Below are 15,743 nucleotides of genomic sequence, written 5' to 3'. Positions count from 1 at the left end.
ATTATCAATAGTATTGTGGGGTTTAATTCCGCGTGCCTCTAACAGGGTTTAATCATGAAATTCATACGATCAGTTCTATTTTTATTTTTAATAACGGGTATTCTCACTGGGGCCGCATTGGCGCAGGCTACGGGCAGCATTGCCGGGCAGGTTGTCGATGGTCTCGGTGCGATAGTTGTCGGAGCGACCGTAACTGCGGTTGCGGCCGATGGCAAAGAGAAGCAGGTTGTCACAAATGCCCGCGGTGAATATTCTATCGGCGGACTTGCTCCAGGCAAATATGCAGTAAAAGCAATCGCTCCAAAATTTGCGCTTTATGACAATACCGAAGTCATGGTGACGTCGGGCGAACGCAACGAGCTTTCTATCGTGCTGACGGTTGCCGGTCTCGAAGAAAGTGTCGATGTGTCAAACGAAAATAAGGTAACAACCGATGCCGACAATAACGCGAATGCAACGGTTATCAAAGGCAAGGACCTCGAAGCCTTGCCGGACGATCCGGATGAATTACAGGCTGCACTGCAGGCTTTGGCGGGGGCGGCTGCTGGGCCAAACGGCGGACAGATCTATATCGACGGCTTCACCGGCGGGCAGCTTCCGGCCAAGGACGCGATTCGCGAGATCCGCATTAATCAAAATCCTTTTTCGGCAGAGTTCGACAGGCTGGGATTCGGCCGCATCGAGATCTTGACAAAACCGGGATCTGACAAATGGCGCGGCCAGGCGTTCATGAATTTTAATGACGAAAGCCTGAATTCCCGCAATCCTTTTGCCAATAACCGAGCACCAAGCCAGACAAAGTTTTTCGGTGGCAGTGTTTCGGGGCCAATCAAGCAGGGCAAATCGTCTTTCTCCCTTGATATCAACAATCGCAACATCGACAACAACGCGATCATCAACGCCCAAATACTAACCCCTTCAAACGATATCGTAAATCTGCGGAGGGATGTGCGTGTGCCTAACGAGCGACTCTCGATCACACCACGACTCGACTATTCGATCAACGCCAAAAATACGTTGGTTGCCCGCTACAGCTTCTCAAATTCCGCTGCGGAAAATCAGGGCATTGGCGACACGTCATTGCCGTCGCGAGCATATACGACATCGAGTCGTGAGCACGAGGTACGTCTCACAGAGACGATGATCATAAACTCCAAAACGGTGAACGAGACTCGCTTCGAGTACAGCGATTCAAAGCGCGAGCAGGACGGTGACAACACGATCCCGACGATCAACGTTGCCTCTGCATTTGTCGGCGGCGGAGCGCAGATAGGTTTGAGTTTTAATCGTAACAAGACTTGGGAGATCAACAACTATACATCAACGTCCTTTGGAAAGAACTCGCAACATTCCTTCAAATTTGGCGGGAAGCTGAGGCATGTATCGCTCGATGACCGTTCGGAAAATAACTTTGGCGGGACATTTGTTTTCCCTGGATTTCCTGGAACCGGTGCCTGCGATATTGATTTCGATGGCTTTGTATCGTCGATCGAGCAATATCGATGCAAGGTGATGGGCACCGTCGGCTTGCAATATAATCCGACACAGTTCACGATCACGGCTGGCGAACCGCTGTCCTCGGTGTCGCAGTATGAAACTGGTCTGTACCTGACTGATGATTGGAAAGTCAGTCCGGCCTTGCTTTTGAGTTTTGGACTCCGTTACGAAAATCAGACCAATATCAGCAGTAAACTTAATTTCGCACCAAGATTTGGTTTTGCATATTCACCCGGAGCAGGCGGAGCAAGGGCTCCGAAGACCGTCTTCCGTGGAGGGGCTGGAATTTTTTATGATCGTTTTAGTGAGAATCTGACGCTCCAGGCAACTCGGTTCGACGGTGTAACCCAATTGAATCTGGTCGTAAATGCGAACGATCCTGATCCGGTTCGCCAAGCGGCAGCGATCGCTCTCCTTGCCCAGCCCGTATTTACGCAAAACGGTGTAACCAACGTTCCGACCGCGGCTCAGATACAGGCCGTTTTGCCGCAGTCCAATACGATCCGCCAGGTTGCAGATAATCTGCAGGTCCCTTATACAATGCAGGCCACCATTGGAATTGAAAGGCAGCTTCCGGGGAGAACAACGGTGGCCGGCTATTTTATTACGTCGAGGATATTGCACCAGCTTCGCTCAAGGAACATAAATGCGCCGATCTGTCCGCTTCAGGAGGACTGCTCGAACTCCCCGCGTCCAGAACCGACACTCGGAAATCTCTACGAATACGAATCGAGCGGCACGACGAAACAGAATCAGCTCATCGTCAATTTTAGAACAAATCTCAACACCAAATACTCGTTTTTCGGCAACTACCGTCTCGGCTTTGCTAAAGGCGACACTGACGGTGCGGGCAGTTTTCCTGCTTATACCTTTGACCTGACAGGCGAGTACGGCAGGAGTTCGTTCGATATCCGCCACAGCTTCGTTATTGGCGGTAATATTACGATGCCGTGGAACGTGACTCTGAACCCGTTTATCATAGCCCAATCCGGCAGGCCCTTTAACATCACCGAGGGCAACGATATCAATCGTGACGCGCTGTTTACTGAGCGCCCAACCTATGGCCAACTACAAAGCCGCTGCAGCGAACTGAATTTGACCTCTTCGTTTTGTAATATCGGTTCAAATGATCCGAATGCAATAATTCCGAGAAACTACGGAGTAGGACCGTCATATTTTAGCGTGAATATGCGTGTCGGCAGAAACTTTGGCTTTGGACACACGGCCCAATCTCCAGACCAAGGTGGCGGAAGCGGTGGTAATCGTCGCGGAGGACAAGCAGGCGGCGGCGGAATTCCTAGTGGCGGCATGGGCGGCGGGGGAATGACGCGCGGAGGTGGTCCAGGCGGCGGCGGCATGTTTGGCGGCGGTGGCGACACGCGAAAGCCATACAATCTAAATGTCGGCATCAATTTCACCAATTTATTTAACAGCGTAAACTTCAGCACACCGGTCGGAGCACTCAACTCGAGCCGCTTTGGTCAGTCCGTTTCGACTGCTGGTGGATTCGGAGGCTTTGGAGGCGGCGGTTTTGGTGGTGTCAGTGCGGCAAACCGCAGGATCGAACTGCAGATGCGCTTTAGCTGGTAGGTTGGCAGCTATTGGTGCGTATCGAGAATTTCTAATTCGTCTCCAACCCCAATAATCGCTCCTGACGTTTCCGCGATTAGGTTTTGGCCGAAGAGTACGTCGTTTGGCTCGCATCCTAATGATGCGTAGCGGTCAGGCATTATATTTTTAGCCATTCGAAACGAGGCCAATGTCTTCAAAGGCCCTTTGCCGGTTAATTCGCCTTTTGATTGATCGACTGTCGTGATAACGCATCTGGCACACGGCTTTGTTGAGCGAAAAACGGCTTCGCCAATGCGTAACTTTTGCCAATTGTCCTCGGCGAATGCTTCTGAACCGGAAACCACAATATTCGGCCGAAATCTGTTCATCGGTAAAGGCTGAAACTCAGGCAGTCTCCCTGCCTTTTCTTCCGAATCAGCGATCCTTGAATTCAATTCCTCCAGAGATCCTTCGCCTAATAACATCAGCGGATAGCCGTCCGCAAAGCTAACGATTTCGTCATTCGTAATAAAGCGCGGATTAATATTTCGCCTTGAATCGTCAGGCATGTAAACGAGCCGGCAATCAGTACCGATCGCATCTGAGAACCACTCGCTCACTTCGCCGTTGTAGATCAGTCCTTCGCAAACACTCAGCCAGATCGTCACCGCCTTACGTTCGCCTTTGTCAGGTTCAAAGGGTACTAGCATCTCGCCTGCATTTTGACTTACTACTCTCAGCCCGCCGCTCTCTATCTCGACCGAGATCCTCGCCATTTGCGGAAATTCACGCTGCGTAAAGAACATTCCGTCAGGCGTAGTCAGCATCCAACGACGGTCATGTTTCAGCCCGCGTTCCTCAACAACCGCAGAATCAAGGCTTATTCCTTTCAGCGATTTGATCGGATAGATAGTTATCTCAGAAATATGCATATTTAAGATTTTTCACCACAAAGGCACAGAGAGCACGAGCAGGTATTGGCTTTCTCTCTTCTCTCTGTGTCCTCTGTGACTCTGTGGTGAATTTTCTGAAAATCTGAGTCTCTCACTATCAAGTTTTCTAAATTTTTCGCGGAATACTTGACAGTATTGGCATTTCTTCTTTATACTAGCACTCAAGGACTAAGACTGCTAGATTATAGATTTTCAAACGTTAGTCCACCTGTAATTATTACTAAAATTATTTTATTTACAAAGGAGTAACTACTATGGCAACAAACATAACACCATTACACGACCGCGTTATTATCAAACGCATCGAAGACAACGTTAACCAGACCGCGGGCGGGCTTTTTATCCCGGACACGGCAAAGGAAAAGCCGCAAGAGGGCGAAGTGATCGCCGCAGGCGCGGGCAAATATAAAGAAGACGGCACGCGTCAGGCGTTGGACGTCAAAGCAGGCGACCGCGTTCTTTTCGGCAAATACAGCGGCTCAGAGATCAAGCTTGACGGTGACGAATTCATCATCATGCGCGAAGACGAGATCCTCGGCATCATTTCACGCGCAGGAGCAGCAGCGTAAGTAAGTTCGAAGTTCAACGTTCCAAGTTCAAAGTCTCTTAACTTTGAACCTTAAACTTTGAACCTTGAACTCCAATTTCTAAGAGAAAGGAGTTTATAAATAATCATGGCAAAACAAGTAGTACACGGAGAAGAATCACGCGCAGCTATCCTGCGTGGTGTTAACCAGCTCGCGGACGCAGTGAAAGTTACACTGGGACCGAAAGGGCGTAACGTTGTTATCGACAAGAAATTCGGTTCGCCGACGATCACCAAAGACGGTGTTACGGTCGCTAAAGAGATCGAATTAAAAGACACGCTCGAAAATATGGGCGCGCAGATGGTTCGCGAAGTAGCGAGCAAAACGAGCGACGTAGCCGGTGACGGCACAACGACCGCAACGGTTCTCGCGCAGGCGATCTTCAAAGAAGGCGTCCGCACAGTTGCAGCCGGTGCAAATCCGATGGCGCTCAAACGCGGCATCGAAAAGGCAGTAACGGCCGTCGTCGAAGAGATCAAAAAGATGGCAAAGCCTGTTTCGGGCGATTCGATCGCACAGGTTGGAACGGTTTCGGCCAACGGCGACAAAACGATCGGCACGATCATCGCTGAAGCGATGGACAAGGTCGGCAAAGACGGCGTTATCACCGTCGAAGAGTCAAAGACAATGGACACGCTCCTCGAAGTCGTCGAAGGTATGCAGTTTGACCGCGGTTACCTTTCACCTTACTTCGTGACCGACGCTGACCGTATGGAAGCCGTCCTCGACGAGCCTTACATCCTGATCAACGAGAAAAAGATCTCGAACATGCGTGACATGCTCCCGATCCTCGAGCAGGTTGCTAAAATGGGCCGTCCGATGCTCATCATCGCAGAAGATGTTGATGGTGAAGCGTTAGCGACACTCGTAGTCAACAAACTGCGCGGCACATTGAATGTCGCTGCAGTCAAAGCACCTGGCTTCGGCGACCGCCGCAAGGCAATGCTCGAGGACATCGCTGTCCTCACGGGCGGCAAGGTCATTTCGGAAGATCTCGGCATCAAGCTTGAGACCATCACTCTCGAAGACCTCGGCAAAGCGAAGAAAGTTACCATCGACAAAGACAACACAACCGTCGTCGAAGGTGCCGGTTCGGGCGAAGCCATTGACGGCCGCATCAAAACGATCCGCAATCAGATCGAAGACACGACCAGTGACTACGATCGCGAAAAATTGCAGGAGCGTCTTGCTAAATTGGTCGGCGGCGTAGCCGTGATCAAGGTCGGTGCAGCAACCGAAACGGAAATGAAGGAAAAGAAAGCCCGCGTCGAAGATGCAATGCATGCGACACGCGCGGCTGTTGAAGAAGGCATCGTAGCCGGCGGCGGAGTCGCTCTGGTCCGTGCTTCGCACGTCCTCGACGACTTTAAGACCGACGCTGAGGACACCGACGAACAGATCGGCGTCACCATCGTTCGCCGTGCTCTCGAGGAGCCGCTTCGCCAGATCGCTGCTAATGCAGGTCAGGAAGGTGCGGTCGTCGTCGGCAAGGTACGCGAGGGCAAGGGCCATTTTGGCTTTAACGCCGCCAGCGAGAAGTACGAAGACCTCGTCGCAGCCGGTGTCATCGACCCCGCAAAGGTCACACGCACCGCTCTCCAAAACGCAGCCTCGATCGCCGGCCTCATGCTGACGACCGAAGCCATGATCGCAGACGTCCAGGACGACAAGGGCGGCATGGACATGGGCGGCATGGGCGGCGGCATGGGCGGCATGGGCATGGGAATGTAAGTTCCTGAGCGAGTACCTAATTAAAGGCCCCGCTCAATATGAGCGGGGCCTTTTTGTATGGTCGATCATGTTATGGTCTGTAAAAGAAGGGTATTTTTCGATATGAGAGAGATAAACGCAAACATCAATTCCCAAATTTATCTGGGTCAATTTCAGAGAGACATAGGTGGACACATCAGTGACTTTCGCAACGTACTTCGCACTATTGAAGACGAGTCATTCGTCGGCAGATCCCAACAAAAAGGACCTGAAGCAATCGTGCATATACAGGCTCCAAATGCTTCGCTTCGAAAAGACGATGCTACCCAGAGGGCAATTGATAATTGTTTTCTAGCAATGATGCGATCCGTTGTAAGCTTTATGGATCGTATCATTGCAACGAAACGAGCAGATGGAAAACCTATTTTGAATGTACCCGTAGGAACCGTTGTGGGGGAAGAACTTCTGCCTTTTATTGAGACACATCTCGAACAATTCTATCGAGAAGTTGCCGAAGACACGTCTTTAACTAACCCAAAGAAAGTAAGCACCTTGGATGGCATACCAGACTGGATTGGTGAGTCCTTGCGTTCAATGTTTGCAGTTCGACGAGCGCTGGAACATCATCGAGGGGTTTCAAAACAGGAGCTTACACTTGCCCTCCGTCGAATGAGGCTTACCGTTGGGGAGCGAGAGATTGGCAAACTGCCAATGCATGTTAAAGGAGGCGAACAATTGATGATGCAGGTTGTTGAGGCGAACACAGTCTTTCCTTCTAATTCGTTGATAATGCTTTCCGAATTAGATATCGAGAATCTATTTTTTACTCTACAGTCGATAATTGGACCGGCGATTCTTCAAACCTTAAATAAGGCGAAGATGGAATAAAAAGACAATCCAATTTGGTTGAGGTGTAAAATGGCCTAGTGTTACATTTCAGTTAGGTGCTCATCAGTTGACAGTGGTCATAATATCGGCGATTCTTTCCAAAATGTCAGTACCAACACATCATTACTCATGCTCGACCGTAAAGTTCTACGAATTAACCTGTAGAGACTGTGGCGATCAGGTCTTCTTTTTTCAATGTACCTGTGGAAGCAAAGTGCTCCTCGATAATGACAATCGAGGTCATCAATGTGTTAATAATGTAAAGCAAAAATCGGGAAATGATTTAGACAGGCGACATATTGAAATTTCCAAGAGTGAAATGACTGCCCTAAAGAACCGATCAAAAGGTAGTCTTGATTGGGCAAAAGCGAACGGAGTTTTGGCTCGCAGAGTAATATTGGCTCATAACCATCCTGACAGCCGGAAATCAACCAAGATTTCGGTTGGAAAAGCTTGGGATGAATATTTCCACTCGCTGATTGACTGCAACTTATGTCCTTTTTGCTTCAACCCAATCAAATTGATCTCAAAAGAGAGAGTTCCCAAAAGTAATTCATGTGCCGCAGTTGTGCCGGAACACTTTTTGGTTGTGACGGAGGATGATAAACCCATTTGTAACAAAAACTACTCAAAAAAAGTTAAGTTTGTTTTTGTGCCGAGAAAGACTGTCTTTGACCAGAAATGCCGATGTGGTTGATTGCATTGAGAACGGTGTCAGGCCTTCGATTTTGCGATCATATTTGAGGAAGATAAAGGACGGCGTGGGCCGTTCTTTTTGTTTTTAGTCGCGATCAATTGTTCGGTGTTAGCGTTGATGCAGATATTTTTCTGTGAATTTAATATTGTGTGTCACGTCCGCCAAATAACTTAAGAATCTAAGGTATATCTGTCGCGGTAGCGTGATAGATGAAGCGTACACGAAATATTCGAAACGATTTAAAGTTATCTGCTCCGTTCGCGAAAAATATGCTCCGTTCAAGTGAAATACGCTCCGATAGCCAGAAATACGCTTCGTTTACGAGAAATATGCGTCGGTAGCGTAAGATCTGCTTCGTTCACGAGAAATATGCTCCGTTCGCGTGTTTTTCGCTTCGTTCACCTGTTATTTGCTCCGTACGCGTATTATTTGCATCTTCCACGCGTTATTTGAAGTGATTTTAGGCAGGTCTGACCCTCAGATCTTGCACTCAGATTTTGTTTCTGCGTAATTCGCATATTAGACTAAAACGACCCTAGGGTTAGGCAGCTAGATCGGCAGGTACTAAAGATGGATGATGCGATCAGACAAGAAATTTTGGCGATGAGTCGAACGGCGCATAGTTTGACCGAAGAATCGTACCAACAAAACCTTTCGACACGCGGCGATTCGGGGTGGAACGAAAAACAACGAATCCTCCTTGCGGACATGGCCCTACATTTGCTGCAAACATCTATTAAAGAGGGCGAGCTCTCGGAGGAAGGTTTGAAAAGAAACCTGTTTTCGATCCTGACCATTTCGGACCAGTTTATTCATGACCACGATCTGAAAACTCTCGCAGACGAGTTGTACTCGTCCTGATGCATATATCTTCCCAGAACGTTCCAATAAAAAAGCGGAGCGTGTGAAACACGCGGCATAAAGAATATGTCGCATGCTCAGCACGCTCGTAATGATCTTTTCTGAACCTTCCACACGTTCCGCATAAAACGCTCCACGTGTGGCTACAAATATTTCACCGTCTTCGACGGTTATCCGGGAGGGCGACGGGCAAATTCAGGAAACGGAGAAAACAAAGAATATCCAACTTATAAGAAGCGATACGAGGATGACGACCGTATATTTGGTGACCTTTTTTTTCAGGGCAGGGCTGGCGATAGTGTTAACAAGAACGAGTTTTGAAATGTAAGAGGCGGCAACGGAGGTCGCCAACAGTCCGCCGAGGAACTTGAGACCGAATGCTCCGGAGTCGAGCAGTTGAAGATTCGCGATAATGGAACCGTGGATCTCGAACAACGAGACGAGAAAGGTCAAAACGACCAGACCGCTTTGCCCAAACACGCTCTGTAGGAGTTTTGAGATCGCAAGTACGGCAACGATGAACGCGGCGAGTCCGAGTATCGGGAGAAATTTGATCTCCGCCTCTTCGACCTTGATAGCTCGATGCGGGATCTTTTTGACGAGGATCAAGACGATCACCGCTGTCGTCAGAAACGGCCCAACGAAGATCAGCAGCAGCGAATACCGCATGGCATCCGTGCTCAGCAGGACGAATGCCATCCCCTCGACCAGCATTGCGGCCGTTGCCGAAAGAAAGACCAACTGCTCCTTACCAACAAATTCCGGGTCACCTTGATTGCTCTCGCGGGCCAATGCCACCGTCGTCGCCGTGCTTGAGACAAGCCCGCCAAAGAACCCGGTCATGATCGAGCCTCGGCGGCCGCCTAGCACCCGTATCATCACCGCCCCGAATACCTGTATGAAACAAAGTGCGAAAACCATAAAGGCGGCCTTCCTAAGGCTGAAGATGCCCCACGGATCCACAGGCACACTCGGCATAAGCCATGCGATCAGAAACGTTGCCGAAATGATGACGATCGGCTTGGCCCATTGCTTGAGAAAATCCATTGTATTACGCCCCTTAGTATCCGCCATTCAGCCCCGCCAACGCGAATTCACGCAACAATGAAGTCCGACGACCGTGTCGCACCCGGCGGCATTTAATGGGCACTATCATGCCGGGAGATGATCCGATGCACGCAAAACGATGATGGCGGGTATCACCCGTTGTGCTCAGCCGAACTTTTTGGTGGCTTTTTGGGGTTTTGAAATGGCTTTTTGGGGGGTCTCCGATGGCTTTTTGGGCGCCAGAAATGGTTTTTTTGACACTTGAATATTATTTCCAGACTCTTTTTGGCCAATTCGCGGGCATGATGCGACGCCAACGATTGCGAAATAATTGCTCTCGGTGCAAAATAATTCTGCTCGGGGCGTAGTGATCGCTTCGGGCATTACGACAAAACAAATTACCGGAGAAAACTGATAATGACCTCAACATACGCGGTGAATAGCCGCTTTACGCTGACATTCACGTTATTCGTCTTATTTATAATCCTCACCAGCATCGGCTGTAACAAGGCCGGCGATGCTTCAAACAATACCAAGACGACTCCAGCCAACGTCGCGGCTGCGGTAAAGCCCGCAGAGCCTGAAACCAAGAAGGATGAAGCGAAGAAGGACGACGCAAAGCCTGTGGGCAGGGAAATGAAACCTGCGGACGGTCCGAAGTTGAAGTCGATCGAACCGGTCGAGGGCACGATCCTTGTCGGCAAACTGAACGATCTTGCTATCGAGCTGCCGCAGCCCGATCCGGAAGCCGCAAAAGCTGCCAACGAAAGCGGCATTGTCACCGTCGAAGTGATCGTCAAAGAAAACGGCGAAGTCTCAACTATGAGCGTTGTCAGCGGGCCGACGTCCCTTTGGAAAGCTGCTGGCGCCGCCGCCCGCAAAGCACGTTTCGATCCGCCTCTGCACAACGGCAAACCCACAAAGATCGCCGGCGTGCTTACTTACGAATTTAAGAAGTAACCTTACATTACAAAAAAAGAAGCTGCCCTGAAATCTAGTTTCAGGACAGCTTTTTTTCTTGCGTAGATCGGGAAGTGTATTCAGACGGCAAACTAGTTGCTGAGCGGCAACATGTCTGCAGCGATATCGCAGATGCCTGGTCCCCAACCGGCGGTACCGTTGGTGGTTCTGCCGTGCAGCACGCCTTCGGTGGCGACTACGAAGTCGCGCGTTCCTGTTTGCGTCACTCCTGTCGTGGTCGTCGGAGATGTTTGTCCGAGATGACAGGCTGGTCTGGCTGTTGTCGCTGCCTCGGAATGGCCAGAAAACACGTAGCCGCTTTTGACGCCGTTACCCAGCGTGTTGTCCAGAATGTTCGTGTTAGCTAATACCGTAAAGGAGTTAATAACAAATGGTATTCCGGCATAATTGCCGTTTCCATATGTGCTTGCGTAGGTTGCCTGGGCTCCGTGATAGGTTCGAAGGGACGATATCGCCGACGCTTCATTCGACGCGCGGCGCGATGCTAATAGGTTTGGTATTGCGATCGCCGCAATTATGCCGATTATGACAACCACGATGAGCAGCTCGATAAGTGAGAATCCTTTCTGTGTTTTCATATTTATTGGTTTTTATTTGACCGGCGTGGCGAGGCTTTCCGATCTCCTCCGAGGAAAGTTAGTTCAAAAAGCGTGCCACAATAAAGTGCCCAATTTTATTGCTCCTTCGTCGATTTGCCTCGTGCAACACTCGCCAAATGCAAAAAAAAGTCACTTTATGCGTGCCGTAAAATGTAAGAAAAACATAAGAGTTCGCATCAAGCGGAAATTCGCTCCGCAGGCTCTCGGCGGCGGACGCTTTGCTAAAAACTCAAAGTAGGTTATCTTTAACTTGCCCCCTTAATTCGTAATTTTGTTGTTCCCACTGTTGTAGAACCGGCATAGCTTTATGGTGGGCGTGTCTAACAGGTATTTTACAAATCAAAACTTTTGGGAGGAACCATCACATGAAAAAACTAATTCTGACCGTACTTTTTGCGTGCATTTTCGCTATTGGTGCACAAGCACAAACAGCGGCATCGACGCCGCCAGCTACCACGCCCGGCCCCGTGACGCGCGTAAGCTATATGGATGTCTTGCCGGGTAAGACGAACGACTTTACGACCTTTATTCGTACGCATAGCGTGCCTCTGCTGGAGGAACAGAAGAAGCAGGGATTGATCCTTAGCTATGGCTACTTTACCAAGCCCTCTACTGAGGGCCCGGGCGACTGGGACTTAGGATTGCTCGTCACGTACAAGAACTACGCGGACGCGGCCGATTTTAATGCCGATAGAAATGCTAAGTTCGACGCGATCGGCCTCGCCCATTACGGCTCCGCCGAAGCCAGAACAAAGGCCAATGATTCCCTGATGGAAATGCGAACCGTTGTCAAAAGCGAGCTCGTTAGAGGTCTGACATTTAATCCGATGCCAAAGTAACGCATTGAGCTGACATTGGACACGAGAAAAGGCTTCGCTGACAACGGCGAGGCCTTTTTGCATGTTATCTCTTTAAGTCAACCTGCGGAGAAGTTCCCAGCGTAATGTGATATATTGAGTGGCATGAACTGCCCTGGTTGCGGAACATTTGTCGAAGCAGATCAACAGTTCTGCCGTTCGTGCGGCGCGGGACTGTTGGCGGAAGAACGGCCCACTATTCCCTGGCAGTTCTGGGGGTTGGCGATGGCGTTTGGTGGTATATTGATCGCTCTGACGGGCAAAATGATCGATATAAGCTGGTTAGTCTTCCCCGGGGTGTTCATTTCTATTGGCGGCATGTTCATGATCGCCGCGATCCCATTGCTCAGACGATCCGGGCCGCGAAAGCGTAAAGTGGCCCCATTGCCGCAGCGCGATTCTCTCGCTCCAGCCGGCACAACAAATAAACTGCTTCCGATCGGAGAAAACGACTTTGTCCCAAGCGTCGTCGAGAATACAACCGAGCTTCTCAAAACCATAAAACCACGGTAGCCGACCTCGACGGTTCAATTTGCCAACAGCCACTTCTCAGCGGCGGCCGTATCTCTGAATGATTTAGTATTTAGTCCGCGATTTGTTGCGACCATCTCTCCGAATTCGAGACACTCCTGCGAAACGTGCCGGTCGCAGATCGCGAGCTTTACGCGCTTTAATGCTATGGTCGATAGTTCCTTCGCGATCTGAAACTCGTCGGCTGTCGAAAGTTCCGCCTGCACATTTTTGTCAACCAACAGAAACCTTGTGTTCGCTTGTTCGCGAATCTCTATGATCTCGTTCCAATATTGCCGCGCGATCTCATAGTCGATCTTTTCGCCTTTGATCATGACGTATAGATATTCGGGACGCAGTTCGTAGGAAAGTTGATACGGTTTATTATTATCGACATTGGACATAGAAACTCCTGATCTTTTATGCAGCCGGGTTCAATGTCGGGAAGACCACGCGTCTGCCGATCACCGCCGACAAATAAATGCCGCGTGACCGATCTTTCTTGCTGTGTAAGTCAGAATTTATCCGATGTATTCGGGTAGGCTGAAAAAGGAGTAAGCGAAGCTCTATTCATCTTTATTATACCCTTTCTCGGGTAATAAGGCGATAAACAAATGGAAGGCCGCCTTTGAAGGCGGACGAATCGGCGATGTTCCCTATTCCCGGGTGCTCTTCTTTATGATCAGGTCATCGACGATCAGTGTGCCGATGTGGAGTTTTTTGATCTTCGCATGTCCGATGCTGAGCTTGCCGATCGCGAATGCCCCGATAGCGATGGCTCCGATGGCCGCGGCACCGATAGCGACCGAGGCCAGCGCCGCCGATCCCACGGCAGCGGTGCCAAACGCCGCTGCTCCGGCAGCAAGTCCTTTCAAGCGGACCTTACCCAGATCCGTTTCCTGCGATAACTGTCTTTTCATAATTTTCCTCTTAAATCAGCCGCGAAAAACAACCCGCGATCGTCAAAGCAACATTCTGAGAAAAGTATCACATAAATGAAATACAATCGAGAGACACTCCGGCCGTCATGCAAAAAAAGTATTGCACAAAAATTTAGATTGTGATATTCTTTTTCATCTATGAAACGTATTTTTTGACATTTAGATGTCTGAAAGGGAATTGTAGCTTAGCTGTAAGACAAAGTCTTACTATTTTTCAAAAAGTTGTGGAATCACAGGGAAAAATGGCTGTAAACGTTGATAATAAATAAGTTGCGCGTTCCAACTTTACGCTGGAATGCGAGTGGAACGATGTGGAACGCTCTTTAGATCGGCACTCCGTAACATATTGTACAGCAATGATTTACACCATATCGAACGATGCGGGTATTCCGCACACTAAAGCAGGATGTCAGCAGAATAACTATGAGAAGGACAATTACGATATCTGTTTCAGACGAAATGCACTCGGTAATTTACAGAGGGATGCGTTCGCATTTTTACAGCACTGTTAGTGAGTACATTAGATTTCTTGTGCGGCGGGATCAGAGAGAGGACGCCATCGCAGAGAAAAAAGTGGTTTCGACTCCGCCGCGAACAGCAAATCAGTGTATTGAGGACGGGATGCGAGAGGTCGAGGCAATGAGAGCCGTCTTTGGCGATGAATATGTAGAAAGGCTTCTGGAGACAGATGTAGCGGACAGCAACAACGCCGACTGGTAATCTAATTAACGCAGATATTTGACAACTTAACTGTTACCAAACGGATGCTGTAGTCAGCTTTGCTTTCGCTCGGCGATCTCTTCGATGTAATACGCCACAAGCGATACGATGATCAGGCCTATTCCGGCTATCATGACCTTAATTCCCAAAGCGAAAAGCCCCAAAAAAAAGGCTGCTAGACCGAGGATTGCGATAAGATGGGCAAACTTGCCCGCCATGTTAGACATTGCACTTGTATTCGCCATAACGTGAGCATATCAAACAGTTACAGGCTTTACAACCGCAGTTTTGTGAGCAAAATTCGGTAGAGGGTCGGGAATGGAATTGATGAACGCTCATATGGCGGACATATATCCGCAAACGTCACCAATAGAAGTGTTTCCGCCGCAGAGTATCAATACGACTTTGCTTTCAGATGTGAAATTGTCACGCAATTTTTCCGCAGCGGCAAGCGTGCATGATGCTGCGGGTTCGGTGATGACCTTTAGGCGCTCTGAGATGTAAAGGAGTTCGTGGACGGCTTCGTCATCGGTGACTACGGTTACTGATTCCAGGTATTTTTGGGCAAGCTCAAATGTTGTATCACTTACAAAAGGTGCTCCAAGAGTTTTCGCGATCGACGTGTTTACAACTTCAACCGGATGGCCCGCAGCCAAAGCCTGTGACATTGCTTCGGCTCCGGATGTTTCAACGCCCCAGACTCTTGTCTTTGGATTGATAGATTTGACAGCAGTTGAAACTCCGCCAGCCAGGCCGCCGCCGCCGATGCTCACGATCACATCGGTCGCGTCGGGAAGGTCTTCCATGATCTCTAAACCGACGGTTCCTTGTCCTGCCATTATCAAAGGGTCATCGAACGGATGGAGGAAGACACGGCCTTTGGCTTGATAGATTTTTGCTTTCTCAAAAGCATCTGCGATCGTTGGCAGCAGCTCGACCGTCGCTCCGTAGCCGCGTGTTGCTTCGACATAGAACTTCGGAGTCGATTGTGCCATTAGCACGACGGCATCGAGCCCGAGAATACGAGATGCATAGGCAACGGCTTGTGCATGATTGCCGCCGCTAACAGCTACTACGCCGCCGCTCAGGTCTGCTTCGGTAAGGCTGAGCAGTTTGTTAAATGCACCGCGAGCTTTGAACGAACCGGTCTTTTGGAACAGCTCGTATTTGACATAAACATTTGTGCCGAGCCTACTACTCAAAGTAGTGCTGTATTCGAGCGGTGTCTTTTTGACATGAGACGCAATGCGGCTTTCAGCAGCTTTTATATTGTTGATGTCCATCGAAAATAAATATATCACGATGAGCGTTTATGATTTTGTTATTTGACAACTAAAATAGACC

Annotated in this window: 16 protein-coding genes and 1 pseudogene; 10 read left to right on the top strand and 7 right to left on the bottom strand. The window is 49.4% G+C overall.

The genetic code is table 11. From position 1 onward, the window contains the following. Positions 1-54: 54 nt before the first annotated feature. Positions 55-3,087, top strand: coding sequence for a TonB-dependent receptor (locus tag IPL32_01810; protein ID MBK8464542.1), 3,033 nt, complete (start codon positions 55-57; stop codon positions 3,085-3,087). Positions 3,088-3,095: 8 nt separating this feature from the next. On the opposite strand, the gene IPL32_01805 is transcribed toward IPL32_01810, so the two are convergent. Continuing rightward, complete coding sequence (locus tag IPL32_01805; GenBank protein ID MBK8464541.1) at positions 3,096-3,980, bottom strand: MOSC domain-containing protein; 885 nt, start codon at positions 3,978-3,980, stop codon at positions 3,096-3,098. A 275-nt stretch (positions 3,981-4,255) separates the two neighbouring features. Here IPL32_01805 and IPL32_01800 point away from each other — a divergent pair, with 275 nt between their 5' ends. The 5 genes from IPL32_01800 (at position 4,256) to IPL32_01780 (ending at position 8,744) form a co-directional block, all read left to right on the top strand. Then, positions 4,256-4,570, top strand: coding sequence for a co-chaperone GroES (locus tag IPL32_01800; GenBank protein ID MBK8464540.1), 315 nt, complete (start codon positions 4,256-4,258; stop codon positions 4,568-4,570). Positions 4,571-4,675: 105 nt separating this feature from the next. Next, a complete protein-coding gene (gene groL, locus IPL32_01795) occupies positions 4,676-6,319 on the top strand; it encodes a chaperonin GroEL (protein ID MBK8464539.1) in 1,644 nt (547 codons plus the stop codon). 102 nt (positions 6,320-6,421) lie between these two features. Further along, entirely contained in the window at positions 6,422-7,186 is a 765-nt protein-coding gene (locus IPL32_01790) for a hypothetical protein (protein ID MBK8464538.1), read from the top strand. 103 nt (positions 7,187-7,289) lie between these two features. Beyond that, on the top strand, positions 7,290-7,883 hold the full coding sequence (locus tag IPL32_01785) for a hypothetical protein (GenBank protein ID MBK8464537.1): 594 nt from the start codon (positions 7,290-7,292) through the stop codon (positions 7,881-7,883). A 570-nt stretch (positions 7,884-8,453) separates the two neighbouring features. After that, positions 8,454-8,744, top strand: coding sequence for a hypothetical protein (locus IPL32_01780; protein MBK8464536.1), 291 nt, complete (start codon positions 8,454-8,456; stop codon positions 8,742-8,744). Positions 8,745-8,939: 195 nt separating this feature from the next. On the opposite strand, the gene IPL32_01775 is transcribed toward IPL32_01780, so the two are convergent. Then, complete coding sequence (locus IPL32_01775; protein MBK8464535.1) at positions 8,940-9,791, bottom strand: DUF4010 domain-containing protein; 852 nt, start codon at positions 9,789-9,791, stop codon at positions 8,940-8,942. A gap of 417 nt (positions 9,792-10,208) precedes the next feature. Between IPL32_01775 and IPL32_01770 the strand changes: the two genes are divergently transcribed. Beyond that, positions 10,209-10,751, top strand: coding sequence for a TonB family protein (locus tag IPL32_01770; protein MBK8464534.1), 543 nt, complete (start codon positions 10,209-10,211; stop codon positions 10,749-10,751). Positions 10,752-11,266: 515 nt separating this feature from the next. Here IPL32_01770 and IPL32_01765 read toward each other — a convergent pair. After that, positions 11,267-11,350 (bottom strand): annotated as a pseudogene (locus IPL32_01765) (prepilin-type N-terminal cleavage/methylation domain-containing protein). 386 nt (positions 11,351-11,736) lie between these two features. On the opposite strand from IPL32_01765, the gene IPL32_01760 reads away from it, so the two are divergent. Together IPL32_01760 and IPL32_01755 are read left to right on the top strand one after the other, a co-directional pair. Further along, positions 11,737-12,210, top strand: coding sequence for a hypothetical protein (locus IPL32_01760; GenBank protein MBK8464533.1), 474 nt, complete (start codon positions 11,737-11,739; stop codon positions 12,208-12,210). A gap of 123 nt (positions 12,211-12,333) precedes the next feature. Further along, positions 12,334-12,741, top strand: a complete 408-nt coding sequence (locus tag IPL32_01755) for a hypothetical protein (GenBank protein ID MBK8464532.1) — start codon at positions 12,334-12,336, stop codon at positions 12,739-12,741. 14 nt (positions 12,742-12,755) lie between these two features. Here the strand turns inward: IPL32_01755 and IPL32_01750 are convergent, their stop codons facing one another. Next, positions 12,756-13,142, bottom strand: coding sequence for a hypothetical protein (locus IPL32_01750; protein ID MBK8464531.1), 387 nt, complete (start codon positions 13,140-13,142; stop codon positions 12,756-12,758). Between the two features lie 252 nt (positions 13,143-13,394). After that, positions 13,395-13,613 carry a hypothetical protein gene (locus IPL32_01745; protein MBK8464530.1) on the bottom strand — a complete coding sequence of 73 codons (219 nt, stop codon included), beginning with the start codon at positions 13,611-13,613 and terminating at the stop codon, positions 13,395-13,397. Between the two features lie 489 nt (positions 13,614-14,102). Between IPL32_01745 and IPL32_01740 the strand changes: the two genes are divergently transcribed. After that, entirely contained in the window at positions 14,103-14,399 is a 297-nt protein-coding gene (locus IPL32_01740; GenBank protein MBK8464529.1) for a hypothetical protein, read from the top strand. 53 nt (positions 14,400-14,452) lie between these two features. Here the strand turns inward: IPL32_01740 and IPL32_01735 are convergent, their stop codons facing one another. After that, positions 14,453-14,644: a hypothetical protein gene (locus IPL32_01735; GenBank protein MBK8464528.1), complete on the bottom strand. Its 192-nt coding sequence runs from the start codon at positions 14,642-14,644 to the stop codon at positions 14,453-14,455. 90 nt (positions 14,645-14,734) lie between these two features. Beyond that, positions 14,735-15,682: a threonine/serine dehydratase gene (locus IPL32_01730; protein MBK8464527.1), complete on the bottom strand. Its 948-nt coding sequence runs from the start codon at positions 15,680-15,682 to the stop codon at positions 14,735-14,737. Positions 15,683-15,743: the final 61 nt, after the last annotated feature.

It is taken from the genome of Chloracidobacterium sp. (assembly GCA_016711345.1).
Classification (GTDB): domain Bacteria; phylum Acidobacteriota; class Blastocatellia; order Pyrinomonadales; family Pyrinomonadaceae; genus OLB17.
Note: the sequence above shows the minus strand (reverse complement) of the source record. Positions and strands in the feature narration are given on the sequence as shown.